The organism is Candidatus Manganitrophus noduliformans, assembly GCF_012184425.1.
Taxonomy (GTDB): domain Bacteria; phylum Nitrospirota; class Nitrospiria; order SBBL01; family Manganitrophaceae; genus Manganitrophus; species Manganitrophus noduliformans.
In genome coordinates this window covers 929,252-955,036 of record NZ_VTOW01000002.1, presented here as the reverse complement: position 1 = coordinate 955,036, position 25,785 = coordinate 929,252, and the positions used below count along the sequence as shown (strand labels likewise).

The following is a 25,785-nucleotide window of genomic DNA, read 5'->3' as shown; positions in this document are numbered from 1 at the left end:
GGCGCGCGTTCCGGGGGCTTTTGGGGCGATAGAACCCCGGGGTTATCCTGAAAGCGCATCCAGGTCGGAGGATTCTGAATTGAGGAGGGTTTTTTCTTCGATCCCCAGGAAAATGTCTACCAGCTTCGGATCAAATTGGCTTCCCTTGAACCGCCGGATTTCATCCCGCGCTTCGGCCAGCGTGACCTCTTGTTGATAGGGGCGGGGAGTCGTCATGGCGTCGATCGTATCGGCGATGGCAATGATCCGAGAGAAGAGCGGAATCTCTTCTTTGGAGAGACCCTTCGGATATCCGCTTCCGTCCCACCATTCGTGGTGATGGAGGATCGAGGAGAGAATTTCCTGGGAGAGGCCGATCGTCTCCAAGATTTTGACGGCGTTGCCGGGATGCGACTTCATCAATTCGAATTCGTCTTCGGAGAGCTTGCTTCCCTTTTTAAGGATGTCGTCGCTGCTGCCGATTTTGCCGATATCGTGCAGGATCGCGGCAATGATCAAGTCTTGCATCCGTCCCTTTGAGAGTTGCAGTGCTTTCCCGATGATCCCCGCATATTGCGCCACTCCGGAGGAATGGCCTTTGCTGAATTGGTCTTTGATCTCGATGGCGGCGACGAGGGCCTGCAGCGTTCGAAGATAGCTGTTCCGAATGTCGCGGTAGAGGCGCGCATTTTCGATCGCGACCGCAATCTGTCCGCAAAAGATCGAGATCAGCCCCAGATCGCTCTCCCCCAACGGCTGGCCGCGGTTGAATTTCGAAAGATTCAGAACGCCGATCACCTTCTTTCGAATCATGATCGGAACCGCCAGTCCGGACGCGACCTTTTCATCGTCGAGGAGACCCTTCAGATCCGGGTTTTCTTCGATCCCTCCTTGCACCAAAATCGGCTGCTTCTTCTCCACGGCCAATCCGGCGATTCCTTCTCCCACATGTTTTTTTAGCTTGTTTTCATCCAAATTCTCGAAGCCGGTGGTGGCTTTCACGACGAGTTCGCCGGTTTTTTCGTTCAGAAGCATGATGCTGGCACGGTCCACTTTGAGTTCCGTTTTCACCAAATCGACGATCAGGCGCATCAGATGGGTGAGATCGGTCTGCATCATCAACTGTTGGTTGACCTGAAAGAGCGGCATGAGCGATTTCATCCGGACGTTTTCCTGCCGCAACCGGTATTTGTCGAGGGCGTTGTGGATGGCGGAGAGGAGCTCCTGGCGCGTGAACGGTTTAAGGATAAATCCCATGGCGCCCATTTTGAGCGATTCGATGGCGGTGGTGATCGTTCCGTGGCCGGTGATCACGACCATGATGATTTCGGGCCGGACCGATCGGGCCATCTTCATCAGTTCCAGGCCGCTCATCCCAGGCATTCGGATATCGGTGAGGAGGATTTCATAAGGGCCTTGCTCTAAAAGCTTCATCGCCTGCATCCCTTGAGAGGCGGTTTCAACATTGAATCCTTCAGAGGAGAGAAATCGTTGGCCCAGCTCCAGGATGGTCCTCTCGTCGTCGACCACCAAGATCCGCTCTTTAGACATTTCGGCTCCCCTGATGCGAGAGGGCGGGGAGCTTGATCATGAAATTGCTCCCTTTTCCAAGCTCGCTTTCGACTTCCATCCTCCCGCCGTGTTTCTCGATAATATTGTAGCTGATGGAGAGGCCGAGACCGGTCCCCATCTGCCGGCCTTTCGTGGTAAAGAACGGATCGAAAATGTTTTGAAGATGATCCGGATGGATCCCCATGCCGGAATCTTTGAATTGGATCATGACCATCTCTTCGGACGGACTCTCATGGAGGGAAGTTCCGTTCAGCATGAGCGGTTTTTCCGGGAGGGTCGTTGTCTCGATCGTCAGCATCCCCCCTTTGGGCATCGCATCAAACGCATTTTTAATCAAATTGATGAAGACCTGCTTGAGTTGATCGGCGTCGGCCTGGACGAGGGGGAGATCCTTTGCAAACTTCTCGACGATATTGATGTTGGAAGTTTTTGCTTGATATTGAATCAGGGTGAGCGTATTTCGGATGACGCCGTTGATGTCGATCGGCTCTTTTTTGGAGCCGTGAGAGCGGGAAAAATCGAGCAGATTGCGGACGATCTGCCGGGAGCGCAACGCCTCGCTCTCGATCACTTTCAGATCTTTCGTCCGAGGGTCATCGGGGGGCATTTCGGAGAGGAGGAGGCTGGTAAAGCCGAGGATGCCCGTGAGCGGATTGTTGATCTCGTGGGCGACGCTGACCGCCAGTTCTCCGACGGAAGCGAGCTTGGCCGACTGCATCAGCTGTTCGCTTTGGTTCTTTTTCAGCTCTTCCATCTGTTCCTGGACCCGTTTATAAAGCCGCGCGTTCTCGATGGAGGTGCCGGCCTGTGAAAAAATGATCTCCAGCATCGAGAACTCATCTTCCGTATAAATGTCTTCCGATCGTTTGTCGTCGAGAAAGAAAAGCCCGGTGAGGCGTCCCTTGATATAGATGGGGCCGACCAGCGTGACGCTCAGCTTCTCCATCTCCCGGATCAGCACGGTCAAATCACGATCGCTGGGATCTTCTTCGGACTGTTTTGCGATCTCATTATACACCAGAAGTTCTTTCTGAATCCCTTGAATATTGAAATATTCGATCAGAGGATTATTGGAGGAAAGCGCAAGGGTGGGTTCATTAAAACCCTCTTGGGCGCCGATAATGACAAAAGGGGATTCCTCTTCCACCAGGAGAATCGCCATCTTCTTCGCCGTCAATTTGGTCATCAACGTGTAGGTGAGATCTTTGCAAAGCTTTTCGAGGTTGATCGTGTTGCGCATCATGGTGGAAAGCCGGGAGAGGAGGAGTTTCTGGTCGTATTCTCCTTTGAAAAAAATCCGATCGGTCGCCCGCTGAAAGAAACGCTTCAACGGCTCGAAACCGACGGCCACCAGAAGGGCGGAGAGGAACATCCGGAAGGTCGGCTCGGATTTGTCCCCCAAGGTATTCTGGGAGAAAAGGATCATGAAGACATAGACGGAAAAGGTGATGATCAAGAGCATGGAATAAACGAGGGTCCGCTTTAGGATGATCTTGATGTCCAGCAGGCGGTAGCGAACGATGGCATAGGCGATGAAACTGCTCATGATGATGGTTAAAATCTGGCCGAGCCAGTTGAGCGAGAAAATGCCGAGGGTCGGCAGGATTAAATTGGTGATCATCCCGAGATTGGCCGAGATGAAGGTGCCGAAAAAGACGTAGCGGATCTGCATCCGGCCGATTCCGGAGGCGTTGAAATATTCCTTGCTGAGAATAATGAAGGACCAGCAGAAATAGGCGATGATAAAGATGAAATAAATCGGATAAGCGGGTCCGAAAACAATTTGCTTTTCGCCGGAGGAGGTGTGGAGCACCGCCTGGATAACCATCTCCGGCCACAGGGTAAGCCCCAGAATCCCCAATGCGGGTGCAAGGGGGAGCAGATAGGAGAATCGAGAAGAGCGCTCCTGACAAAGGAAGGTGAAATTGAAGAACAAGAAGGAGGTCACGATGGAAATCGGGCTGATGTATAAAATCTTAGACCAGAGGAGTGATGCGGCCGGATCGACGGCGGAACGGAAGGGAATCACCGAGAAGCACCAGGAAGCGACGCTCAACGCCACCAGACTGTACAGCGCGTTCAGGGTGTTCTTGCGGCCCCGGGACCAAACGACAAAACCCAGCGCCAGGTTGGTGATTCCCGCCAAAAAGCTAAGACTATTTTGGATGTCCATCTTGTTCCCGCTCTACTTGGGAAAGAGCTCGGCCATCGGCTGGTGGAATGTCTTGATATACTCTAACTTTTCCTGTGAGACCAATTCGTTGAAGCTTCTGAGGGGAGCAATTTTAAATTTCATCTCTTCGCTCCATCGGGTCATTTGATGGACGAGCTGGTCGTCGAATTGTCCGACGGCGAAATGCCCTTTCCAATTGCGCGCGGCCAAAATCATCACCTCCCCGCAGCAGGTGAAAACATCGTCGGACTGCGGAAAGCCGAATGAAAAATGGGTGTCGACGCCGGGAGCCTGTGCAACCACATCCAGGATGAGAACGTCGGGCCTTGTCCAGACGAGGTCCTTGGAGGTGTTCCGGGGCTGCGTGTCGTCGAGTACGACTGCGCCGGGCTTCAAGTGCTCCGGCTTGATGAGAACCTCGACCGAATTCGTGACGACGATGACGATGTCGGCCTGGCGAAGACTATGAAGGGTGGTGGCCACTTCGATGGCGACCGATTTTATTTCTTGCTGCAGAAGATCCAACGCGACTCGCTTCGCCGGGCGATCGACGAGGAGTAATTTTCCTATTTTCCTCTTCTCGGAAAGGATCCGCGTGCAGGGGACGCCCATATAGCCGGCCGCGCCGACGATCGCCAAGGTTTTTTGCTCCAGGTCCATGTTCAAGACATGGGCAACCTCATCCAGCATCTGGAGGATGACCGAAGTGGTATAGGCATGTCCCGTGGTGACGCCGATGTCGGTTTTGTCGGTCAGGTATTCGCCCCCCATGCTCATGGAGGTGGAAAGCGCGCCAAGGCCGATGACTTCGCAGCCGAGCTTCTCCGCCAACCGGGCCGTTTGAAGAATCCTTTTTTTAGCAAGGCGCTGATTGTAATGCATCTGCTCGGGTGTCAGCGGGCAGATGACGATATATCCGGTCTTATCCTCCCCGTCCGCCGACTTCAGGCCGGTAATGCGGGAGCCGATGATCGGCCACAACATCCGTGTGGCGCGTTCGACCCAATGGGGTGGAAAATAAGACGAAAAGGGATACTTTCTCGAAACATCGGTGAGGTCTCTTGGGTGGATAAGGAAGGCATAATCTCCCTTGCGGATCACGAGGCGAGCGATGATCCGGGGGAACCACAAAATAAAGAGGTCACGAAGGGCGGCCAGAAAAAGCGCCAATGAATTGATGGTGAGTTTAAAAAAAGAGGGTTTCTTCCTGGATTCTTTATCGCTCATCTGACTCCCGCTGGAGAGTTCGAATATATTGAACAAAACTGAACAGGGCTGTCGATGGCTAAAAAGCAATTCTTATACCAATAATGTATTGCAAGGAGGGTTCATTATGCCATTCAAAATCAATGGGTTATAAATATTTTAAGAATGCCCTGAAAAAAGTAAGACCGAAAAGAGGACGAGATTACCCATCAGTTGACAAAAAATGTCATTCTGTCTGGTATCCCGGCGTGCTGCTGCACGGACTTCCCCTGATGATTCACGGACTGAACTAAGACGAGACGGATATAAAAGAAGGCCGGGGGAGCGGATGCCCCTCTTCGGCTGCCGGTCAGCGGGGGGCTTCATCCGACCTTTTGCAACACATCAATCATCTCCCGATGAATTTTCCCGTTGCTGGCGAGCAATTCCGAATCGTAAATGGAATAGGATTTTCCGGAGAAGTCGCTCAATTTCCCGCCGGCCTCGGTCAGAATCAAGCTTCCGGCCGCGGTATCCCACGGCTGGAGCTTGAGTTCCCAGAAGCCGTCGAGCCGGCCGGAGGCGACATAAGAGAGATCGAGCGCCGCCGAACCGGTTCTGCGGACCCCCTGGGCCTTCATGCTGAAATTGATAAAATGATTGAAGTTGTTGATCGGATCGGTTCGAACATCGTAGGCGAAACCGGTGACAAGAAGACTCTTGCTCAGGCGCGTGACCGAAGAGACGGAGATCGGTTTTTCGTTGAGGAAGGCGCCCTTCCCCTTTTCGGCGAAGAAGAGTTCGTTCCGAAGGGGATCGAGCACGATGCCCAACTGCACTTTTCCCCGTATTTCCACCGCGATCGAAACGCAGAAAAATGGAAACCGATGGGAGTAATTGGTGGTTCCATCCAACGGATCGATAATCCATCGGAAGGGGGAGGGCTCGGTTCGATCGTGGCCCTCCTCCGCCAGGACCTGATGGCCGGGGAACTGTTTGTTGACCAACGCCACGATCGCTTCTTCAGAGCGATGATCGATGTTGGTCACCAGATTGAGGTCTCCTTTATAAGAGACCGTGACCTCTCCTTCCAGTCCTTTCTTGAGAATCTGTCCCGCCTTTTTGGCGGCGCGGAGGGCGACTTCGCGAATGCGTTTCATTTCCGTCATGGCTGCAATATATCATGTTTTATACCGAAAGTTAAAAAAATGTGATCAGTTGCCGATCCGAATCAAAGCGGATATAATCATTCACATCCATGAAAGATCGATTTGTTTTTCTTCCATCCGTCCCCCATTCTTCGTTCCCTCCGCCGCGCCGTTTGCTCATCGAAAAGCAGCTCCGGGCAGTCCCGCAATGAGAAGAGACGTTCGACGGCAGATGTTGGCGCTGGCCCTGCCTGTGATCGCCGGCAGCCTCTTGGATCGGGCGGTCACGACCACCGATATCTTCTTGGTCGGCGGTCTGGGAGCGTCGGCGATCGCGGCGGTCGGCCTCTCCCAGCTGATCATCGTTTTCATGATGAGCCTGATTGCCGGGCTATCGGTCGGGACCACGGTGGTCGTGGCTCAACTGGTCGGCGCACAAAGAGGACAGCGGGCGTCGGAGGCGGCATTCAGCGCGTTGTGGCTCGGCTTTGCGCTCAGTTTTTTGATCGGCGGGGTCGGGCTTTTTTTCCGCCGGGAAGCGGCCTTCCTTCTCGGAGCGGAGCCGGCGCTCATCGAATTGATCGATGCATACCTCTTTTATATTTTTCTCTTTTTGCCGGTCAGTGTGGGGGTCGATCTTCTCTCGGCGATCATGCACGGGCGGGCCGATACGCGCACCCCGATGATCGCCATCATCGGGGTGAATCTTCTTCACCTCGGCATCGCTTACACCCTCATTTACGGCCGGTTCGGATTCCCCGCGATGGGGGTTCGGGGAGCCGCTATTGCGGTCGGCGTTTCCGAAATCTTCGGCGCAGGCTATCTCCTGATGAGGGCTTTCCAGAAAGGTTTTCTCCACCGAACCCCGCTTCGCCTCGATTTGATCCGGCAGGTCGTCCGCGTCGGTCTTCCCTTCTGCGCCGACCGGCTCGTCCAGCAGGTGGCCCAAATGTCGTACGCGCGGGCCGTGCTGGTCTATGGGACGGTCACCTACGCCGCGCATCAGGTGGGGCTTGCGATCGAGGCCTTCTCCTTTATGGCCGGAAGCGGGTTCGCCGTGGCCGCCGTCACCTCCGTGGGGCAGAGCATCGGCGCCTCGCAGTACAAGCGGGCGAAGGTTGCGAATTGGGAGGCGAATCGACTCGCCGTTTTGGTGATGGCCTCCATGGGAATTGTTTTTTTCTTCTTCCCCTATCTATTGCTTCGGCTGTTTACGGAAGATGCGGAGGTCATCCGTCTGGGGACCCTCTTTCTGAAGATCGTCGCGCTGATCCAGATTCCGCTGGCGATCACGATGGTCCTCTCCGGCTCCCTCAAGGGGGCGGGGGACACCCGCTTTCTCCTGACGGTCACCTTCGTCGGCGCCTGGCTGATCCGGGTTCCCCTCGCCTTTTATTTTTCTTTCGTTCAGCCTCTCGGGATCACTTACGTCTGGGGAGTGATGGTGGTCGATTGGTTTGTCCGCATGACATTGACCCTCCTTCGATACCGCTCCGAAAAGTGGCAGAGCATCCGCGTCGTCGAGCAGGAAAGATCGTAATCATCCGTTTGCCAAAACGGGATCTCGGCAGTATTCTTACAGTAAAGAGGTGCCGGGGATGCCGTTTTCAAAAAAACTTGTCTTTTTATTTATTCTTTCTGCGCTCTTCGGCTGCGGCCGGAAGGAGGCGGATGACAGTGTCGGCGTCGCGGTGGTTCCGACCTTCTTTAAACTTCCGGCCGGGGGAGAGGTGCAACTTTCGGCCGATGTGTTTGGGACCCTGGACAAAGGGGTGATCTGGCAGATCAACGGACCGGGAAGTATCAATCCCGCGACCGGCCTCTATCGATCCGATCCTAATTTCGATTCGAATAGACCGACCGCCACGATCCAGGCGGTCAGCCAGGATGATCCGAGTGCGATCGGTTTCGCGGCGATCACGATGACCTCTTCCTCGAAGTCGTCGAGCGATCCGGCGGTTCCGGTTGGATCCCGCAGCTTGGTCATGGGGGGATACACGGTCCGCGCGGGGCAGACGATCGACCTCAATGGGGATAGCCTGCTCGACATGGTGTCGGTGAGTCGTTCAGAAAATCTTGCGGTGGTCTTCCTGGGGGTCGGCAACGGCCTCTTTCGAAAACAGGCCGAGATTCCATTGGGCGACCCGTCCGGCGTCACCGTCGGCGATTTTGTCAATTCGGAGGCCTTTATTGCCGATCTTGCGATCGGAAGCCGAGACGAGCGGGCGGTCAAGATCATCTCCGGAGAGGCGGGAAGCCCTCACGTTGCTTTCCCGGTGACCGTCACGACTCACTTACTCCCCGGCGGAGTAGCCCCCTCGGCCCTGGCCGCCGGGCAGTTCCACGGCGATGTCGCAAGCCGAAATTCGGATCTGGTCGTCGGAACCGAAGAAGGGTCGATCATCCTTTTTCTACAGGACCGGTCCACGAATCAATTTAGTCCGCAGCCTTCCATCGCCGTCGGCGGAAAAGTGACGCAGATGGTCACGGCCGATTTTAATGGGGATGAGCTTCTCGATCTGGCCGTCCTCCGTGAAGAGGCCGGCGATGTCCTCGTCTTCCTGGGCGACGGGGCCGGCGCCTTTTCCGGACCGGTCGCCGTTCCATTCTCATCGCCGCCGACGTCGCTTGCGGTGGGGGACTTGAACGGAGACAGCATCATCGATATGGCGGCGGCGCATCAGGCCTCCAGCCAAGTTTCGACCTCGAGCGGGACAGGGGACGGAACGTTTTTGCCGGCCGTTTATCTCTCCGTCGACTTTCCGCCCGGAGCGATCGTCGTGGAAGATTTCAACCTCGACAGGATTAATGAAACCCCCACCCGACCGGGAAATCCGATGTTGGACATCGCCGTGACCCTCCCCTCTTTACGTGAAATTCTGGTTCTCTTCGGAGACGGCACCGGGAAGTTTATCGGAAAGTTTAATCACAGCACCGGCGCCACGACCCCTCTGACTCTGATCTCCGGATTCTTTCTCACCGGCGGTTTCCAGAGCCCGCAAGGTTTTCAAAGCGTCAGCCTGGTCTACCTCAGCGAAACGGAAGACAAGTTTCACCTTCTCAACAACATCAGCTTCTAGTCTAGGCGTAAACCGCTCCCCCCTAAAAACTTACAGACATCGCCATGCCGCTTGGAGCCGGGCCGCCCGCGGCATTTTAATGCCCCATCCGGGGGATTGCCACGCGTGCCGACGGGGATCAAAATGGAGATGGCAGGTGAGGGCTTTGGTTTTGGAGGCAGTGCGATGAAAGCGAATATCAGAAAGGGGATTCAGCGAAGGGGGGCGAAGGGGTTTCTGCCGTTTTTTGTCGTGATGATTTTGGGGATAATTTTTTTTCGCCCCCTCTCCGCCGCGGCCGAGGAAGGGTCGCCGAACAACGCCGACAGGCTCGTCACCCTCCGGGCGGATCAAACGGTGAACGGGGATTATTTTGCTTTTGGGGATGTGGTCGAGATTTTGGGGACGGTTCATGGCGACGTCTACGCGGCGGGGGGAAAGGTCCGGGTCGCAGGGACGATCGCCGGCGATCTGCTGGCCGCCGGCGGGGAGATCGATATCGAGGGGGAGGTCGGTCAAGACGCCCGGATCGCAGGGGGCGAGATCACCCTCTCGGGCGACATCGGAAGAAACCTCACGATCGCCGGCGGCCGGATCATTCTGGCCGATTCCTCGACGGTTCAAGGGAACGTCATCTCCGCCGGCGATCTCGTGATCTCCAATCAGATTCACGGAAATGTAAAGGCGATGGCGGGGAATCTCCAGATTACCTCGACGGCAGCGGTCGGCGGGGATATCGCCTACCGGAGTCCTCAGCCGGCGCGGATCGCGGAGGGGGCGGAGATCGGCGGGACGGTGATGCAGCGGACGCCGCATGAGATGTTCGACTTTTCTCCCGGCCGGATGGTCGGGGCGGTGGCCGGTCTGATTTTTCTCTTCAAGATAATCAGCTTCGTATCGACCCTCCTCCTCGGATTGCTGTTGATCTTCCTCTTTCCCGGGTTCAGCCGCGCGGTGGTCTCGACACTGAGGGAGAAACCGATGGCGTCGCTCGGCTGGGGGCTGGTCTGGCTGATCGTCACCCCGGTCGTCCTCATCGCCCTCCTGGCGACGGTGGTCGGAATTCCGCTTGCCCTGATCCTCTTTCCCCTCTACTTTATCAGCCTCTACCTGGCGCGGATCGTGATCATTCTCTGGGCCGGCACCGCCATTCTGGAGCGGATGGGGAAGGAGGGACATCCGGGATGGGCGCTCTTCGTCGGTCTTTTCCTCTACACGTTGCTGACGCTGATTCCGGGACCGGGCGGTCTCATCAGTCTTCTTGTGATTCTCTTCGGGTTGGGCGCGGCGCTTTTAACCTTGAGGGCGCAATACGCCGCCGCATGAACCGTACGGGCGAGTCTAAGATCCGCCCGTACATGAACCGAACGTTTTTGTCCCGGGTCAAAGGGGCATTTCCGATCGCCCCATGTTGACAGGGGATAAACCATAAGCATATCATCTCCTCTTTGAAGAGATCGAGTCATTTTCAAAAAAGGAGACGAAATATGCTCAAAGAGTTCAAAGAATTCGCCATGCGGGGGAACATCCTCGATTTGGCGGCCGGGATAATTCTCGGCGCCGCTTTCGGCCGAATCGTCAACTCCTTTGTGAATGACATCTTAATGCCCCCCGTCGGCTTTCTTCTCGGGAAGACCGATTTTTCGAGCCTCTTTATCAACCTTTCCGGAAAGCCGGTCGCTTCGTTGGCGGAAGCGAAAGAAGCCGGCCTCGCCACCATCAACTACGGTCTCTTCATTAACCAGGTGATCGATTTTGTCATCGTCGCCTTCGCGATTTTTCTGCTGATCCGGCGGATCAATGCGATGCGGCGTCGAGCCGAACCGACGCCGGCGGCCCCCACCCGAAAAAGCTGCCCATACTGCCGGCTCGATATTCCGATCCAGGCCACGCGCTGTCCGCATTGTACATCGGAGTTGGCGTTGGCGGCTTGATCCCGCGGCCACCCCGGTCGACCGAAAAATCAATCCAGGTCTTCCGCCCACAAGGAGTCGAATTGATGAAACAGTTGATCCGAAACGTCGTGTTGTTTTCTTTCTTGATGCTGATTGTGAGCCCGCTTGCTGCGCAGGAGATCCCGCCGTGGCGAGGAAACCTGGAGCTCTCGTTTGTCGAGACCTCCGGGAATACGAACGCGGAGACCCTGGTGGTGGCCGGCAAGGCGGAGCGGACCTTTGAGGCCTCAAAGCTGTGGGGGGAGGTGAGAGCGCTTTATGGAAAAAGCGAGGGGGTCACCTCCGACAAAAACTGGATCGGCATCCTCAAATACGACCGGAACATCACCGAGCAGACGTACGGCTTTCTCTCCCAGACGGTGGAGCGGAACACCCCGAAGGGGATCGAAGCCCGCTATATCACCCTGACCGGTTTGGGGCGTTATTTTATCAAGACCGCCGCGGACACCCTCCGGGCGGAGGCCGGTCTCGGCTACACCCGGGAGAACCAGGTCCGTCCTTTGGATGACAACGGTTTTGCAACGGCCCGCCTCTTCGGCGGCTATATCCATGCCTTCACGGAGAAGACCCGATTCGAGCAGACGGCGGAGTACACGCCGAGCTTACAGGAGCCGAAAGATTACCTGATCAACGAAGAATCGGCCTTCATTACGAACCTGATGGGGAACCTCGCTTTCAAGATCTCCTATGCCGTCCTCTACGACAACCGGCCTCCCGTCGGGTTCGGGAAATATGATCGTCTTTTTAAGACGGCGCTGCTCTATACGTTTTGAGACGAATGATTGCGCATCCTTGACGGACTGTGATAATTTCATGAAATAAAGCAATGATCCGTTCAGTCACATGAACGTCAAAGTAGATCACCCAGCCTATGGCTCCTGTATCGAAATCATCAACGACTGAAGGCCTGCCGGTCGCCCCTGCATTAGAGGCGGCGCATGTTCCCCAGCGGGCGACGCGGGTGGACCGGCGCGTCGTCCAGATGACCTTCGTCGCCGTGCTTATCGCGCTTGTTGCGGGGGTGATTGCGCAAGGTCTCGCCCATTTGATCGATCTAATCACCAACATCGCCTTTTATGGCCGTTTTGCTTTGACGCCTGTTTCACCTGCAGGTCATCAACTTGGAATCTTTGTGCTCTTTGTCCCTGTCGTGGGTGGAATCTTGGTCGGTTTCATGGCGCGCTACGGCTCCAAGAGCATCCGCGGACACGGCATTCCGGAAGCGATGGAGCAGGTTCTGATCAATCAAAGCCGTATTCCGGCGCGGATGGCATTTCTAAAGCCGATCTCCGCCGCGATCGCGATTGGAACAGGAGGGCCGTTTGGCGCGGAGGGGCCGATTATCGCGACGGGCGGCGCGCTCGGCTCCGTGGTGGGTCAACTCTTGAAAACGACCGCCGACGAACGGAAGATTCTTTTATCGGCCGGGGCGGCGGCCGGCATGTCGGCGACGTTCGGCAGCCCTGTGTCGGCTGTCTTGCTGGCGATTGAGCTGTTGTTATTTGAATTTCGGCCCCGCTCCTTCATCCCGGTGGCATTGGCCAGTGTGACCGCGGCGGCGGTTCGAATGGGATTTGTCGGCGCGGCCCCCGCCTTTGCCATGCCTGAATTAGCCCAGCCCGCCGGGGCGGCGATCGCCTCTTACATTTTCCTGGGCGCCGCCGTCGGGGTGGTCTCCGTCTATATCACGCGTGCGGTCTATGCGATTGAAGATGGGTTCGAGCATTTACCCATTCATTGGATGTGGTGGCCGGCGCTCGGCGCGGTTGCCGTCGGCGTCATCGGTTATGCCGTGCCTCGCACCCTGGGGATCGGGTATGAAAATATTGAGGAGATCCTTTCAGGAGAGATCACCGGCCAAGCGCTGGTGATCCTTTTTACTTTTAAATTCATTTCATGGGCGGTCTCGCTTGGAAGCGGGACCTCCGGGGGAACACTGGCCCCCTTATTCACCATTGGAGGAGGCCTGGGAGCCGCTCTCGGAAGCGCGACCTTGTTTCTGTTTCCCCATATCGGGCTGGATGTGCGCGTCGCCGCTCTTGTCGGAATGGCGGCGATTTTTGCAGGAGCCTCCCGGGCGCTGCTGGCTTCCGTGGTCTTTGCCTTCGAGACGACCATGCAACCGCTGGGTCTGCTTCCGCTGCTGGGTGGATGCACAGCGGCCTATTTGGTTTCGAGCCTGCTCATGAAGCATACGATTATGACGGAAAAAATTGCGCGCCGCGGCGTCCAGGTCCTCACCGAATATACGGTTGATTCCCTGGCGCAGACACTCGTTCGAGAGAGCGCTTCATACCCGGCCGTCTCGCTTAAAGCCGATATGACGGTCGAGCAGGTTCGCTCCTGGGTTGCTTTAGATCTTCCAGAGAGCCGTCATCAAGGGTTTCCCATATTAGACCCAGAGGGCCGTCTTATCGGCGTCTTAACCCGGCGCGACTTGTTTGATCCCAACATTCCTGTGACGACACCACTCAGGGAGCTTATTAAACGGCCGCCGGCTGTCGTCTTTGAAGCGCATACCCTTCGTGAAGCGGCCGACTTGATGGTCGAAGAGGATATCGGACGGCTTCCTGTAATCACGCGATCCCATCCATCCAAAGTCGTTGCCATGCTGACACGGAGTGACCTGCTGTTAGCACACCGCAAACGCCTCGAAGAAGCGCACCAAATGCAACAGAGTATCCGCTGGGGTAAAGGTCCATCCGCTTCGGGATAATTCACAACCATCCTTCCACGGGAGATCTTCAGAGAAATGTCGGAAGCAAGGTTCCTTAGCCCCTATTTTTTCTTTGCCGGCCTGAAGCGTATTGTAATAATCTCTGTTATTTAAAGAAGAATCGCTTTGCTGCATTCGGGCTAACACTCCGAATGGGACTGTCACCGTCACGCCATCTTCTTGGCGTTCGGGCCTATATTTGGTATGATCCTCCTATCGTTCTCCCAAGGTAGTCGTTATGATCCATTTGTCCCGATGGAACATCGGTCTTCAGACGAAGATTACCCTTTATGTGATCGGGATCGTCGTTTCGGTCCTCTCCATTGCAATTACCGCGTCGCGACTGGTCATCGAAAGGCAGGCCCGTCTGCTTCTTCGGGAGGAATATATCACCCTCGTCAGGCAGATCGGGGCCGGTATCGGAACTCTTGAGGAGCTTCGAGACCGGTCGATTTTAGAGGAAGAACTGGCGAAGCTCCGGGAGATTGATCCGGAGATCCTTCTGATAGAAATTTTCGATCTGGCAGCAGGCGCACCTCATCTGATAGCAGGAAGCGGGAAGGCAGTCAGCGGATTAAGTCCCCTGCCTGGTGAATTGGAAATCAAAACGATCCTGCGAGGGGATCCCGTGGCACATCTCGCGGAGCTACGGGGACAGCTTTTTTGGGAAATCCAGGCGCCGGTCCGGATCGGAACGCAGGTTTCAGGCTTGGTCCTTGCACAGATTTCCATGACCGGATTTGAAGCGCTGGTGGCGCGGGATCGCCTCCATGCCTTTCTGGTGACAGGGGCGGTCGCGGCGGTGATCCTGGTTTTCCTGGTCTGGTATCTGCGCCAGAGGATCGGACGCCCGATCGGGTCGCTGGTGGCCGAGATGGCCCGCGTGGAGGCGGGCGACCTGGAACGGCAGGTTTCAATCGAATCTCAAGACGAAATCGGCGCACTCGCGGCGCAATTCAACCGGATGCTTCTGAGGCTTCGGGAGGGAACCGACGCGGTCCGGCAGCTAAACGAGTCGTTGCAGGGGCGGATCGAGCGGGCTACCGCTGAAGTCAACCGGCGCTACGAAGAGCTGGTGCGGGTGAACCGGCGTCTCTCCGAAATGCAGCTCCGGCTGGCCGACAGCGAGCGGCTGGCCGCGGCGGGGCAAATGGCGGCGGCGCTGGCTCACAAGATCGGGACCCCCCTTCACTCGACCCTGGGGCACCTGCAGCGGCTCAAGCGGGACACCTCGACGGAGAAGCGGGAGGAGCGGCTGAAGATCATCGAGTCGCAGCTGGAGCGGATGGTTCAGAGCATCCAAGAGGTCCTCGAAAAGGTCCGCAAGCCGGCTCCCCGGATGGCGCCAGTGGAGATCAATCCCCTTTTACAGGGGCTGCTCGATCTGGTCATGCCGGGGCTTTCGTTCCGCGGCATCGAGATGCGGGCTTCTTTTGAGGAGCGGCTGCCGGCGACGCTCGGGGACAATGGGGAGCTGCAGGAAGCGTTTCTCAACCTTCTCACCAATGCAATGGATGCCATGCCGAACGGCGGGCTCTTGCGTTTGGAGACCCGATCGATTGACGGCGCGATCCACGTCACCATCGCCGATACCGGCGTCGGAATCGCCGAAGCCGATCTGGAAAAGATCTTCGAGCCGTTCTTCTCGACGAAGGAACGGGGAAAGGGAACCGGTTTGGGGCTGAGCATCTGCCGGAACATTATCAGAGCGCACGGCGGGGAAATCGAAGCGGAGAGCCGCCGCGGCGCGGGGACGACGTTGATCATTACACTGCCGGTGAGGGATCATGAGACGAAATGAATCCGCTTCCGCCCGAATGTTGGCCGTTGATGACGACGCCGTCGCCTGCCAGCTGCTGGTCGAGATTTTATCGGAAGAGGGATACACCGTCGAATCGGCCTCCGGCGGCCGGGAGGCGGTCGACCGTCTGGAGAAAGCATTTTACGACCTGATCATCACCGACCTGAAGATGCCCGGCCTGGACGGTTTGGAGGTCCTGCGCCGTTATAAAGAGCAGAGCCCGGAGACATTGGTGGTTTTAGTGACCGCCTTCGGATCGATGGAATCGGCGATCGAGGCGATGAAGGCGGGCGCTTTCGACTACGTCAGCAAACCGTTTCGGGAAGACGAGATCAAGATCGTCGTCCGGCGCGCCCTCAATCAACGCCGTCTGAAGAAAGAGAACGAGCAATACCGGCAGGAGTTCGTCCGGACCTACGGCCTCGATCAAATCGTCGGCCACAGCCGGCCGATGACCGAGGTCTATAAAACCGTGGCGATGATCACCGGCCAGAACAGCACCGTTCTCATCCAGGGGGAGAGCGGAACCGGAAAGGAGCTGATCGCGCGGGCGATCCATTACAACGGCCCCCGCGCGGGAAGGCCGTTCGTCGTAGTAAACTGCGCCGCCCTTCCGGAGCCGCTGCTCGAGAGCGAGATGTTCGGCCATGTCCGGGGGGCTTTTACCGGGGCGGTCGTGAACAAAAAGGGGCTCTTCGAAGAGGCGGAAGGGGGAACCCTCTTTCTCGATGAGATCGGGGAGATGAGCCTTTCGCTTCAGGCCAAGCTGCTGCGGGCCCTTCAGGAGCGAGAGGTCCGGCGGGTCGGCGCCAACGATCCGGTCCGGGTCGATGTTCGAATCGTCGCCGCGACCAACCAGCCGCTCGATGTGAGGGTGAAAGAAGGCCGGTTCCGCGAAGATCTTCTCTATCGCTTCCGCGTCGTCACGATTGTCCTTCCCCCTTTGAGGGAGCGGAAAGACGATATCCCCTTGTTGGCCGACTATTTCTTGAAACAATATGCCGCCGAGGCCAAAAAAAGCGATCTCTCGTTTCATCCCCAGACGATCGAGGCGATGTGCCGGTACGACTGGCCTGGAAACGTCCGGGAGCTGCAGCATGCGATCGAGCAGGCGGTGGTCTTGACGACCGGCCGCGTCATCCTTGCCGATGACCTCCCGCTGTCGATTCGGGATGTGGCCGCTTCGGAAGAGGCGCTCCCTCCTTTTCCGCTCATGCCGCTCGATGAACTGCAGCGGCGTTATCTGATCCGGGTTCTTCGTGAAATCCCGAACCGAACCGAAGCGGCGCGGATCTTGGGGGTCGACCGAAGGACCCTCTACCGGATGGCGCAGCGGTACGGGATTCCTCTTGCGGACGAGCGGGGTCAGACGTTCCCCTCATCCGAGTAACGAGCAAAGACGCCCCACCGCTGTGGCGGTTTGGCTTCTCCTCACCGCGATTCTCCCACTTCCCATCTCCCTTTCTTCCATGCCGCACCGTTGTTTTTTCTTGAAAGAATAGGCAGATACGCGACGGTTCTCAATTTCTCTCCGACCGGAATGCGACGGCATCCCTTCTGCAAGGTGCTCCGGCGTGAGTCGTTTCATAGGAGGGGCGTTCATTCTTATTAAGGAGGCTTGTTCATGGCTGGATCGACAAAAACGGAATTTCAGACGAATGTCTACGCCGAGCAGGGTAAAAAAGAAATGCCAGGCTCTTCAACCGAGCCGTCGGGCGGCGCTTCGATCATCGCACCCGGACTCGATCAATTTTATGAATTTCTTTACCGATACGGTCTCGCGCTCGTTCTTTTCGCATCGGTGGCCTTCAGCTTTTGGATGATTTGGGCGCTTGATTTCAGCGGCGGGATGTAGACGGGCGGCGGCATTCTCCGAATGATCCAGCACGCGGCCGGGCGGGTCACCGGGGTGTCTGTCCGGCCGGCGATTAGTGAGGACGTTTGCCGACGCGAGCCGTCGGGCCGATTGACGAGTTCGGCCCGACGGCTCCCTGAAAAACCCTTCTTGCCACGTATTCATTCCCGCCCTTTCGCAGAACAAGACCCAAGCAGGCTCCCGAATATTCTCCTCGCCTAAAAACCTTCATACGGGCCCCTTTCCCTTCAAAACCGTCTCCACGCGCGGAACCGATCACTGCTGTCCTCTTCCCCCCTGATCCCGCGATCCGGTTGACCTCGATCTTCCGGGCAGGTTAGGATGAAAAGATTTCATTCATCCGGCCGGAAGTATTCCGGTGGCCCGGGACCGGATTTCAGCGCGGCAGCGGCAATCCGGATAATCGAGGTTCATGGAGATCACCCTCCTTCTCAAGTTCATCCTCGGCCTCGTCCTCCTCCTGGGGGGCGCAGAGGTTCTGGTTCGCGGTGCTTCTCGGGTTGCCGCCGCGGTCGGGCTCTCTCCGCTCGTGATCGGCCTGACGGTGGTCGCCTTCGGCACCAGCGCCCCCGAGATCACCGTCAGTGTGATCTCGGCGCTCAACGGGGAAGGGGATCTCGCCTTCGGGAATGTGATCGGAAGCAATATCTTCAATATTCTCTTCATCCTCGGTCTCTCCGCGGCGATCACGCCGTTGGTGGTGGCGCAGCAGATGGTCCGGATCGATGTTCCAGTGATGATCGGTGTGAGCTTCCTCATTGTTCTTTTAGCGGTCGATGGGACGATCGACCGTCTGGAGGGGGGGCTGCTTTTCGCCGGACTGATCGGGTATCTCGTCTTCTCGATCAGGCAGTCGCGAAGGGAGCCGCCCGAAATCGAGCGGGAGTACGCCGCCGAGTTCGCCCCCCCTTCTTGGAAAGCGTCGGGCGCGGTCGCATGGAACATCGCCCTGGTGATCTTCGGTTTGGCGTTGTTGATTCTCGGGTCGCGTTGGGTGGTTGCCGGCGCGATCTCGGTCGCTCAGGCGGTCGGGGTCAGCGAGCTGGTCATCGGGCTGACGATTGTGGCGGCCGGAACCTCGCTCCCGGAGGTGGCGACCTCGGTGGTGGCGGCGGTTCGGGGAGAGCGGGACATTGCCGTCGGCAACGTCGTCGGGAGCAACATCTTTAACCTCCTCGGCGTTCTGGGAATGGCGGGAATCGTCGCGCCGCAGGGGCTCTCCGTTTCGCCGGCGGCGATGAATTTCGATTTTCCGGTGATGCTCGCAACCGCAGCGGCCGCTCTTCCGATCTTCTTTACCGGTTACCGGATCGCCCGCTGGGAGGGATTTCTCTTCCTCGGCTACTACATCGCGTATACGGCCTATCTTACTCTCAAGGCATCGGAGCATGACGCCCTCCCCGCTTTCAGCGGCGTCATGCAGCTGTTTGTCCTCCCGCTGACGATTGTGACGCTGATCCTGATTGCATTAAGGAGTTGGTTCGCGACTCGGAAGGACAAGAGGACGCCGGAAGGGTCTGAATGATGGAGGTCTTCGTTCTTCTGGGGTTTGTCGCCGGGATCGTGCTTCTGCTGGCCGGCGCCGAGTTCCTCGTTCGCGGTGCATCGCGGATTGCTTCGGCGCTGGGCCTCCCTCCGGTCATGATCGGCCTGACGGTGGTTGCGATCGGAACGGGCGCTCCGGAGATCACCGTCAGCGTCGCATCGGCCTGGATAGGAAGGGGGGACCTTGCCGTCGGGAACATCGTCGGCAGCAATATCATGAATATTCTCTTTGTGCTGGGCGCCTCTGCGGCGATCACGCCGCTGGTCGTCGCGCGGCGGCTGGTCCGGATCGATGTTCCGATCATGATCGGTGTGAGCCTCCTGCTGGTTTTGCTGGCGATCGATGGGCGGATCGGCCGCATGGATGGGGCGCTTCTTTTTGCCGGATTGATCGGATATATGATTTTCTTGATCCGGCAGGTACGAGGAGAGCCGGAGCCGATCGATGCGCCGTATTCGCCCCCCGCGGGGCGGGCCGGGAGGATGGGGTGGCAAATCCTGCGGGTCCTCCTCGGCTTGGCGCTTCTCATCACCGGATCGCGCTGGATGATCGGCGGCGCGGTCTCCCTCGCCAGAGCGATCGGGGTCAGCGAGCTGGTCATCGGGCTGACGATCGTGGCGGTCGGAACCTCGCTCCCGGAGGCGGCGACCTCGCTCATGGCGGCGATCCGCGGAAGACGGGAGATCGCCGTCGGCAACGTCATCGGAAGCAATATTTTCAATATCCTCGGCGTCGTTGGAATCGCGGGGGTTGCGGCCCCCCGAGGGATTGCCGTTTCGCCGGCGGCGATGAATTTCGATTTTCCGGTGATGCTCGCCGCCGCGGCGGCCGCCCTTCCGATCTTCTTTACCGGTTACCGGATCGCCCGCTGGGAGGGATTTCTCTTCCTCGGCCACTACATCGCGTATACGGCCTATCTTATTCTCAAGGCATCGGAGCATGACGCCCTCCCCGCTTTCAGCGGCGTCATGCAGCTCTTTGTCCTCCCGCTGACTGCGGTCACCCTCATCGTCGTGGTCGTACGGGGTTGGCGGGCGAAGTGATCGGAACAGCCGTGAGGGGAAGAGATGACCGGATGCACCAAGCGAATAAAGACTTTCCGGTTTATTTCTGATAAGATGGACCGTAAAACCGTTGGGGGAGAGAGGCCCCCCCTGTGGTATTTGAGAGGGAGGATCACGATGACGCCCCGCCGTATTTTGGTGGCAACCGATTTTTCAGAGTGTTCAAAAGACGCGATCGATTCCGCCGCGCGTCTGGCAGCATGTTTCTCGGCAGAGCTCTTCCTGCTTCATGTGTTTGAGCCGCCGTTTTATACGCTGGAAGGAAGGGAGATCAGCATTCATCCGGAGGTCGACCGTTGGGTTCGGGAATTGAGGGAAAAGGAATCGAAAAAACTCGACGGAGAGGTGGAGGCGGTTAAACGCCAGGGAGTTGATGTCCGCTCCTATTTCAAGGAAGGGTCGCCGCTGGTCGAGATCTTGAAGGTCGCGGAGGAGGTTGGAGCCGATCTGATCGTCCTCGGAACCCATGGGCGGACGGGGATGGACCGTTTCGTCATGGGGAGCGTGGCGGATCGGGTGACGCGGAAGGCCCCCTGTTCGGTCCTCGTTGTCCGGGAGAAGCGGCCGGCCGGCGGCTAGTCTTTAGATCAAAATCTGAAAGGAGAATTGTAAATAAATGTGGCCATGGATTCTTTTCAATCTTTTCGTTCTTGCCATGTTGGCCTTGGACCTCGGTGTGTTTCATCGAAAGGCCCATGTGGTCCGCCTCAAAGAGGCGCTGGGGTGGAGCGTGGTTTGGATCTGCCTGGCGCTCCTCTTCAACCTGCTCATCTATTTCTGGCTCGGTCAGGAGACCGCCCTCCAGTTTTTAGCCGGTTATGTCATTGAAAAGTCGCTGAGCGTCGATAACCTCTTCGTTTTCCTGCTGATCTTTTCCTATTTCTCCGTCCCCTCGATCTACCAGCACAAGATCCTTTTCTGGGGGATCCTCGGCGCCCTCGTCATGCGCGCCATCTTTATCGCCGCGGGGATCACCCTGATTGAAAAGTTCCATTGGATGATTTATCTCTTCGGCGGCTTTCTGATCATCACCGGCATCAAGATGGCCTTCCAGAAGGATAAAGAGCTTCACCCCGAAGCGAATCCGGTCCTCCGGCTCTTCCGTCGGTTTGTTCCGGTCACCAGCGAATATCATGAGAGCCGCTTTTGGGTGATAAAAGAGGGGAAGCGTTGGGCCACCCCCTTATTCGTCGTACTTCTCCTGGTCGAGACGACCGACGTGATCTTCGCCGTCGATTCGATTCCCGCCATCCTGGCGGTCACGCGGGACCCTTTTATCGTCTACACGTCGAACGTCTTCGCCATCTTGGGCCTGCGCGCCCTCTACTTCGCCCTGGCCGGCATCATGCAGCTTTTTCATTATCTTCACTATGGTCTCTCGCTCATCCTTGTTTTTGTCGGGACCAAGATGCTGATCTCAGACCTGTACAAGGTGCCGATCGGCATCGCGCTTGCGGTGATCGCCGGAATCCTCCTCATTTCGGTCGTTGCCTCGATCCTTCGACCCCGGCCGGAAGCGGTTCCCTCTCCCCCGGCGGGGCAGGTCGAGGAGCAGGCCGGCCACCACTGACGCGGTCCGGTTTTCCGGTCTGAGGGGGCCGCTCGCATCCGGTTAGGCCGATAATGGCATCCGACCTTTCACTGTGATAGGATAAAAATAAGAATCAAGTGAAGGAGGGTTTCAATGTCGGAGAAGTTCCCGGAAGAGGAAAAAGAGGTTTACCAAGTCACCGTTGAAGATCGCGAACGGCGCAGCGGCCCGGCCTTCCGCCCCTTAAGCCGGATGGAGCGGTTGAAGTTCAGCTTGACGGCCCTCTTCGGCCTGACGATCTTTCTGGCGGTGATCATCTCGGCCTTTTTCATCGGTTTGGTCCTGGCGATTCCGCTGACGGTGATCTGGATGATCTGGCTGGCCCGGATCCCTTGGCGCCTGCGGATGCGATCGCGCGCAAACCGGTTTTAGCGGGGCCTATGAAGTACACCTCCAACTTAACGGCGCGTCCCTCTTGCTGGAGGGACCGAGTGTTTGCGGCGGCATTCCCGTCTTTTCCTTTCCTTAAGCACCCCACTCCTGTATAATCCAATCCCGAAAAAAGATCACGATCCGGGATGGAGCCCCAAAATGCCCAAGGTTGAACGTTCGAATTGCGGTTTCTGCAAAATCATCCGGGGGGAGGTCCCGAGCCATTCCGTTTTTGAGGATGAAGTTTCTTTCGCCTTCCTCGATCATCGCCCCCTCTTCGCAGGGCATCTCCTCCTGGCGCCCAAGGTCCATTATGAGACGCTGGTCGATCTTCCGGCCGGTCTGATTGCGCCGCTCTTCGGCAGCGCGCAGTTGCTGGCCCGCGCGGTGGAGGAGGGGATGGCGGCCGAGGGGAGCTTCATTGCGATCAATAACCATGTCAGCCAGAGTGTCCCGCACCTTCACATCCACGTTGTCCCCCGTCGGAAAGGGGATGGTTTGAAGGGATTTTTCTGGCCGCGCCATGCCTACAAGAACAATGATGAGATCGCACAGGTCCAGCAAACCCTCCGCGCGGCGATCGACCGAATCCGATCGGCGGGTGCGGTCTAGTCCAAGCGAGGATAAGATTTTTGGTCCCTCATTTTCATTGACTTCCTCGGCGGCTTTCTTTACATTTTCCTGATGGAACCCTCCTCTCTTCTTGGATCGGAAGCTGGCACCCGTCCTCTCTCGCCGAAGCAGAAAGCGGCGGTGGAACATGGCGAAGGACCGCTCTTGATCATCGCCGGGGCGGGGACGGGAAAGACCCTCGTCATCACCCGCCGGATCGCCCACCTCATCTCGACCAAAAAAGCGAAGCCGCATGAAATCCTGGCGCTCACCTTCACCGAGAAGGCGGCGAAAGAGATGGAGGAGCGGGTCGATCTCCTCGTCCCCTACGGCTATACCGGCATTACCATCTCCACCTTCCATGCCTTCGGCGATCGGATCTTGCGGGAGCATGGCCTGCGGCTGGGGCTTACCCCCGACTTTCGGGTGCTGTCGCGGCCGGAGCAGGTGATCTTCTTCAGGAAACATCTCTTCTCGCTCCCCCTCAAGACCTTTCGGCCCCTCGGCAACCCGACCAAACATATCGAAGCGCTCCTCTCCCTCTTCTCGCGCGCCAAGGATGAAGATGTCGGCCCCGAGGCCTATCTTGCCTATGCCGACCGGCGGTTGACGAAGGCCCTGGCGACTCCCGAAGATTCGAGCCTCTTGGAAGAAGCGGCCTTTGAGAAGGAGCTGGCCGAAACCTACCGGCATTATCAAGATCTTCTGATGGAGGAGGGGTGCATCGACTTCGGCGACCAGGTCTCGATGGCGCTGCGCTTGCTTCGAGAGAACCCGACCGTTCTTAAAAAAGTCCAGTCGCAGTTCCGGTATATCCTGGTCGATGAGTTTCAAGATACCAACTTTGCCCAGTTCCAGCTGGTTCGCCTGCTCTCCGAAAGCCACCACAACGTCACCGTCGTCGGCGATGACGATCAGAGCATCTACAAGTTCCGGGGGGCGGCGATCTCGAATATCCTCGGCTTCGGTAAGATGTATCACGACGCGAAGCGGGTGGTCCTGACCGAGAATTACCGGTCGGTCCAGCCGATCCTTGATGTCGCTTATCGCCTCATCCAGCAGAACAATCCCGACCGCCTGGAGGTTCAGGAGAAGATCGACAAGCGATTAATCTCGCAGGTCGAAGATCCCGCGCCGTCGCTTTTAGACCCGCCGGTGGTCCATCTCCATTACGACACCCTCTCGTCCGAGGCCGATGCGGTGGCGCGGATCATCGCCGAGGAGCACGAAGCCGGCCTCGACTTCGGCGATGTTGCGATCCTCGTCCGGGGGAATGCCGACGCCGATTCGTTTCTCCGAGCGCTGAACGTCCGCGGGATTCCCTATCGGTTCACCGGCAACCGGGGCCTCTACTCGCGGCCGGAAGTCCGGCTGCTGATCGCCTTCATGCGGGCGGTTGCCGACTTCCACGACAGCAGCAGCCTCTACTATCTCGCGACTTCGGAGCTTTACCGCTTGCCGGATGAAATCCTCGCCCGATGCAATGCGTTGGCGCGCCGGAAGAACCAGAGTCTTTATGACGTTTTTAAGACGATTGAATCGGTAGGTATCTCCGTTTCGCCGGAGGCGGCGGCGACCCTCGAGAAGTTGCTGACCGATTTACAGGCCTCGCTCCAGCGGGCGCGGGAGGTCGATGCCGGGGTGGTCCTCTACGAGTTCATCCGCCGCAGCGGCCTGCTGGAGCAGTATGCCGAGCGGATGACGACGGCGCAGGAGGTGAAGATCCAGAACGTCGCCCGTTTCTTCGAAGAGATTCGCCGCTTCCAGCAATTGACCCCGACCGCGGCGCTGCATGACGTGGTCGCCTATCTCGATCTTCTGATCAAGGCCGGGGAAGATCCCCCCGCCGCCGAGGCCGACGTTGACGCATCGGCCGTCTCGGTCCTGACGATCCACAAGTCGAAGGGGCTGGAGTTCGACACCGTCTTCATGGTCGGTCTCGTCGACGGGAAATTCCCGAGCCGGGAGCGGAGCGAGCGGATCGAGCTGCCGGTGGAGCTCATTCAGGAAGTGCTCCCGCAGGGGGATTTCCACATCCAGGAAGAGCGGCGGCTCTTCTATGTCGGGATGACCCGCGCGCGGCGGCGGCTTTATCTGACCAGCGCCCGCGACATCGGCGGGGTGCGCGAGCGGAAGGTGAGCCCCTTCGTGCTGGAAGCGTTGAATCTCCCGATCCAGGCGGTGCCGACGACGAAAGCATCGGCCCTGGAGGCGATCGCCCGGCATGGGGCGGTGGAGCAGCCCGATCTCTTCACGCGCCGCGCTCCGGCTTCGGATGAGCCGCTTTATCTGACTCATTATCAGATCGACGACTATTCCACCTGCCCGCTGAAATACAAATACACGCATATTCTCCGCGTGCCGATCTATCAGCATCATGCCGTCCTTTACGGCAATGCGATGCACCAGGCGGTGGCGGCCTATCTCTCGGCGAAGATGACCGATCAAACCATTTCATTCGAGGAAATCCTCGTCGTGTTCAACCGGGCGTGGCGGAGCGAGGGGTTCTTAAGCCGCCAGCATGAGGAGCAACGTCTTGCTGCCGGCCGCGCGGCGCTCCAGCGGTTTTATGATGAGCAGGAGCGGGGCGGGCGGAAGCCGACCTACATCGAAAAAGAATTTTCGTTCACTTTTGAAGGGAACCGGATTGCGGGGCGGTGGGACCGGGTCGATGAGACCCCAGAAGGCGGGGTGATCATCGACTACAAAACCGCCGAAGTGCACGATCAGAAGACCGCCGATAAGAAAGCCAAAGAGAATCCGCAGCTCACGCTTTATGCCTGGTCGTACCGGGAGCGGTTTGGGACATTGCCGGTGCGGGTGGAGCTGCACTTTCTCGATTCGGGGTTCGTCGGGACGGCGGTGCGGAAAGAGAAAGAGATCGAGAAGATGCAGGAGAAGATCCGCGTCGTCGCGGAGGGGATTCGGAAGGAAGACTTCGAGGCCCGGCCCACCTATATTGCCTGCCAGTATTGCGCCTACCAGGACATCTGCCCGAACACCGCGGGAGCGGAGTAGCGGTTTGAGAGATCGATTCGTTTAGCGCTCAAACAGTCGAAAATTCAACCGATTCTTTCACCTACCTATACGTAACAAAATAGATTGACCATTTAAACGGCTAACGGTCATGATTTTT

General features: G+C 57.6%; 20 protein-coding genes. 16 read left to right on the top strand and 4 right to left on the bottom strand.

Features of this window, described 5'->3' with window-relative positions; genetic code table 11:
- Positions 1 to 42 precede the first annotated feature (42 nt).
- From MNODULE_RS13665 to MNODULE_RS13650, 4 genes are all read right to left on the bottom strand, one after another.
- The gene (locus tag MNODULE_RS13665; protein ID WP_168060696.1) at positions 43 to 1,530 is read right to left on the bottom strand and encodes an HD domain-containing phosphohydrolase; all 1,488 of its coding nucleotides are present in this window, start codon (positions 1,528 to 1,530) and stop codon (positions 43 to 45) included.
- On the bottom strand, positions 1,523 to 3,724 hold the full coding sequence (locus tag MNODULE_RS13660) for an ATP-binding protein (protein ID WP_168060694.1): 2,202 nt from the start codon (positions 3,722 to 3,724) through the stop codon (positions 1,523 to 1,525). The genes MNODULE_RS13665 and MNODULE_RS13660 overlap by 8 nt, the downstream gene beginning before the upstream one ends.
- A gap of 12 nt (positions 3,725 to 3,736) precedes the next feature.
- On the bottom strand, positions 3,737 to 4,951 hold the full coding sequence (locus MNODULE_RS13655) for a hypothetical protein (RefSeq protein WP_168060692.1): 1,215 nt from the start codon (positions 4,949 to 4,951) through the stop codon (positions 3,737 to 3,739).
- 341 nt (positions 4,952 to 5,292) lie between these two features.
- The gene (locus MNODULE_RS13650) at positions 5,293 to 6,078 is read right to left on the bottom strand and encodes an inositol monophosphatase family protein (protein ID WP_202882213.1); all 786 of its coding nucleotides are present in this window, start codon (positions 6,076 to 6,078) and stop codon (positions 5,293 to 5,295) included.
- 187 nt (positions 6,079 to 6,265) lie between these two features.
- Here MNODULE_RS13650 and MNODULE_RS13645 point away from each other — a divergent pair, with 187 nt between their 5' ends.
- The 16 genes from MNODULE_RS13645 to MNODULE_RS13570 all read left to right on the top strand — a co-directional run bounded on the left by MNODULE_RS13645 (position 6,266) and on the right by MNODULE_RS13570 (position 25,667).
- Positions 6,266 to 7,597 carry an MATE family efflux transporter gene (locus MNODULE_RS13645; RefSeq protein WP_168060688.1) on the top strand — a complete coding sequence of 444 codons (1,332 nt, stop codon included), beginning with the start codon at positions 6,266 to 6,268 and terminating at the stop codon, positions 7,595 to 7,597.
- A gap of 58 nt (positions 7,598 to 7,655) precedes the next feature.
- On the top strand, positions 7,656 to 9,137 hold the full coding sequence (locus tag MNODULE_RS13640; protein ID WP_168060686.1) for an FG-GAP repeat domain-containing protein: 1,482 nt from the start codon (positions 7,656 to 7,658) through the stop codon (positions 9,135 to 9,137).
- A gap of 165 nt (positions 9,138 to 9,302) precedes the next feature.
- Positions 9,303 to 10,442, top strand: a complete 1,140-nt coding sequence (locus tag MNODULE_RS13635; RefSeq protein WP_168060684.1) for a bactofilin family protein — start codon at positions 9,303 to 9,305, stop codon at positions 10,440 to 10,442.
- A gap of 161 nt (positions 10,443 to 10,603) precedes the next feature.
- The gene (gene mscL / locus MNODULE_RS13630) at positions 10,604 to 11,050 is read left to right on the top strand and encodes a large conductance mechanosensitive channel protein MscL (RefSeq protein ID WP_168060682.1); all 447 of its coding nucleotides are present in this window, start codon (positions 10,604 to 10,606) and stop codon (positions 11,048 to 11,050) included.
- A 65-nt stretch (positions 11,051 to 11,115) separates the two neighbouring features.
- A complete protein-coding gene (locus MNODULE_RS13625; RefSeq protein WP_168060680.1) occupies positions 11,116 to 11,844 on the top strand; it encodes a DUF481 domain-containing protein in 729 nt (242 codons plus the stop codon).
- Between the two features lie 98 nt (positions 11,845 to 11,942).
- Positions 11,943 to 13,787, top strand: a complete 1,845-nt coding sequence (locus MNODULE_RS13620; protein ID WP_168060678.1) for a chloride channel protein — start codon at positions 11,943 to 11,945, stop codon at positions 13,785 to 13,787.
- A 238-nt stretch (positions 13,788 to 14,025) separates the two neighbouring features.
- Positions 14,026 to 15,588, top strand: a complete 1,563-nt coding sequence (locus MNODULE_RS13615) for a sensor histidine kinase (RefSeq protein WP_168060676.1) — start codon at positions 14,026 to 14,028, stop codon at positions 15,586 to 15,588.
- Positions 15,575 to 16,978, top strand: coding sequence for a sigma-54-dependent transcriptional regulator (locus MNODULE_RS13610; RefSeq protein WP_168060674.1), 1,404 nt, complete (start codon positions 15,575 to 15,577; stop codon positions 16,976 to 16,978). The genes MNODULE_RS13615 and MNODULE_RS13610 overlap by 14 nt, the downstream gene beginning before the upstream one ends.
- 234 nt (positions 16,979 to 17,212) lie before the next feature.
- Complete coding sequence (locus MNODULE_RS13605; RefSeq protein WP_168060672.1) at positions 17,213 to 17,443, top strand: hypothetical protein; 231 nt, start codon at positions 17,213 to 17,215, stop codon at positions 17,441 to 17,443.
- A gap of 433 nt (positions 17,444 to 17,876) precedes the next feature.
- Complete coding sequence (locus MNODULE_RS13600) at positions 17,877 to 18,989, top strand: calcium/sodium antiporter (protein WP_168060670.1); 1,113 nt, start codon at positions 17,877 to 17,879, stop codon at positions 18,987 to 18,989.
- Positions 18,989 to 20,053: a calcium/sodium antiporter gene (locus tag MNODULE_RS13595; protein WP_168061178.1), complete on the top strand. Its 1,065-nt coding sequence runs from the start codon at positions 18,989 to 18,991 to the stop codon at positions 20,051 to 20,053. Before MNODULE_RS13600 ends, MNODULE_RS13595 begins: the two co-directional genes overlap by 1 nt.
- 138 nt (positions 20,054 to 20,191) lie before the next feature.
- Positions 20,192 to 20,653: a universal stress protein gene (locus MNODULE_RS13590; RefSeq protein ID WP_168060668.1), complete on the top strand. Its 462-nt coding sequence runs from the start codon at positions 20,192 to 20,194 to the stop codon at positions 20,651 to 20,653.
- Positions 20,654 to 20,690: 37 nt separating this feature from the next.
- Positions 20,691 to 21,644, top strand: coding sequence for a TerC family protein (locus MNODULE_RS13585; RefSeq protein ID WP_168060667.1), 954 nt, complete (start codon positions 20,691 to 20,693; stop codon positions 21,642 to 21,644).
- Between the two features lie 114 nt (positions 21,645 to 21,758).
- Positions 21,759 to 22,037 (top strand): hypothetical protein, encoded by a 279-nt coding sequence (locus MNODULE_RS13580; protein ID WP_168060665.1) that lies wholly within the window; start codon positions 21,759 to 21,761, stop codon positions 22,035 to 22,037.
- Between the two features lie 159 nt (positions 22,038 to 22,196).
- Positions 22,197 to 22,649, top strand: coding sequence for an HIT family protein (locus MNODULE_RS13575; RefSeq protein ID WP_168060663.1), 453 nt, complete (start codon positions 22,197 to 22,199; stop codon positions 22,647 to 22,649).
- 72 nt (positions 22,650 to 22,721) lie between these two features.
- Positions 22,722 to 25,667, top strand: coding sequence for an ATP-dependent helicase (locus MNODULE_RS13570; RefSeq protein ID WP_238339487.1), 2,946 nt, complete (start codon positions 22,722 to 22,724; stop codon positions 25,665 to 25,667).
- The last annotated feature ends 118 nt before the right edge of the window (positions 25,668 to 25,785 follow it).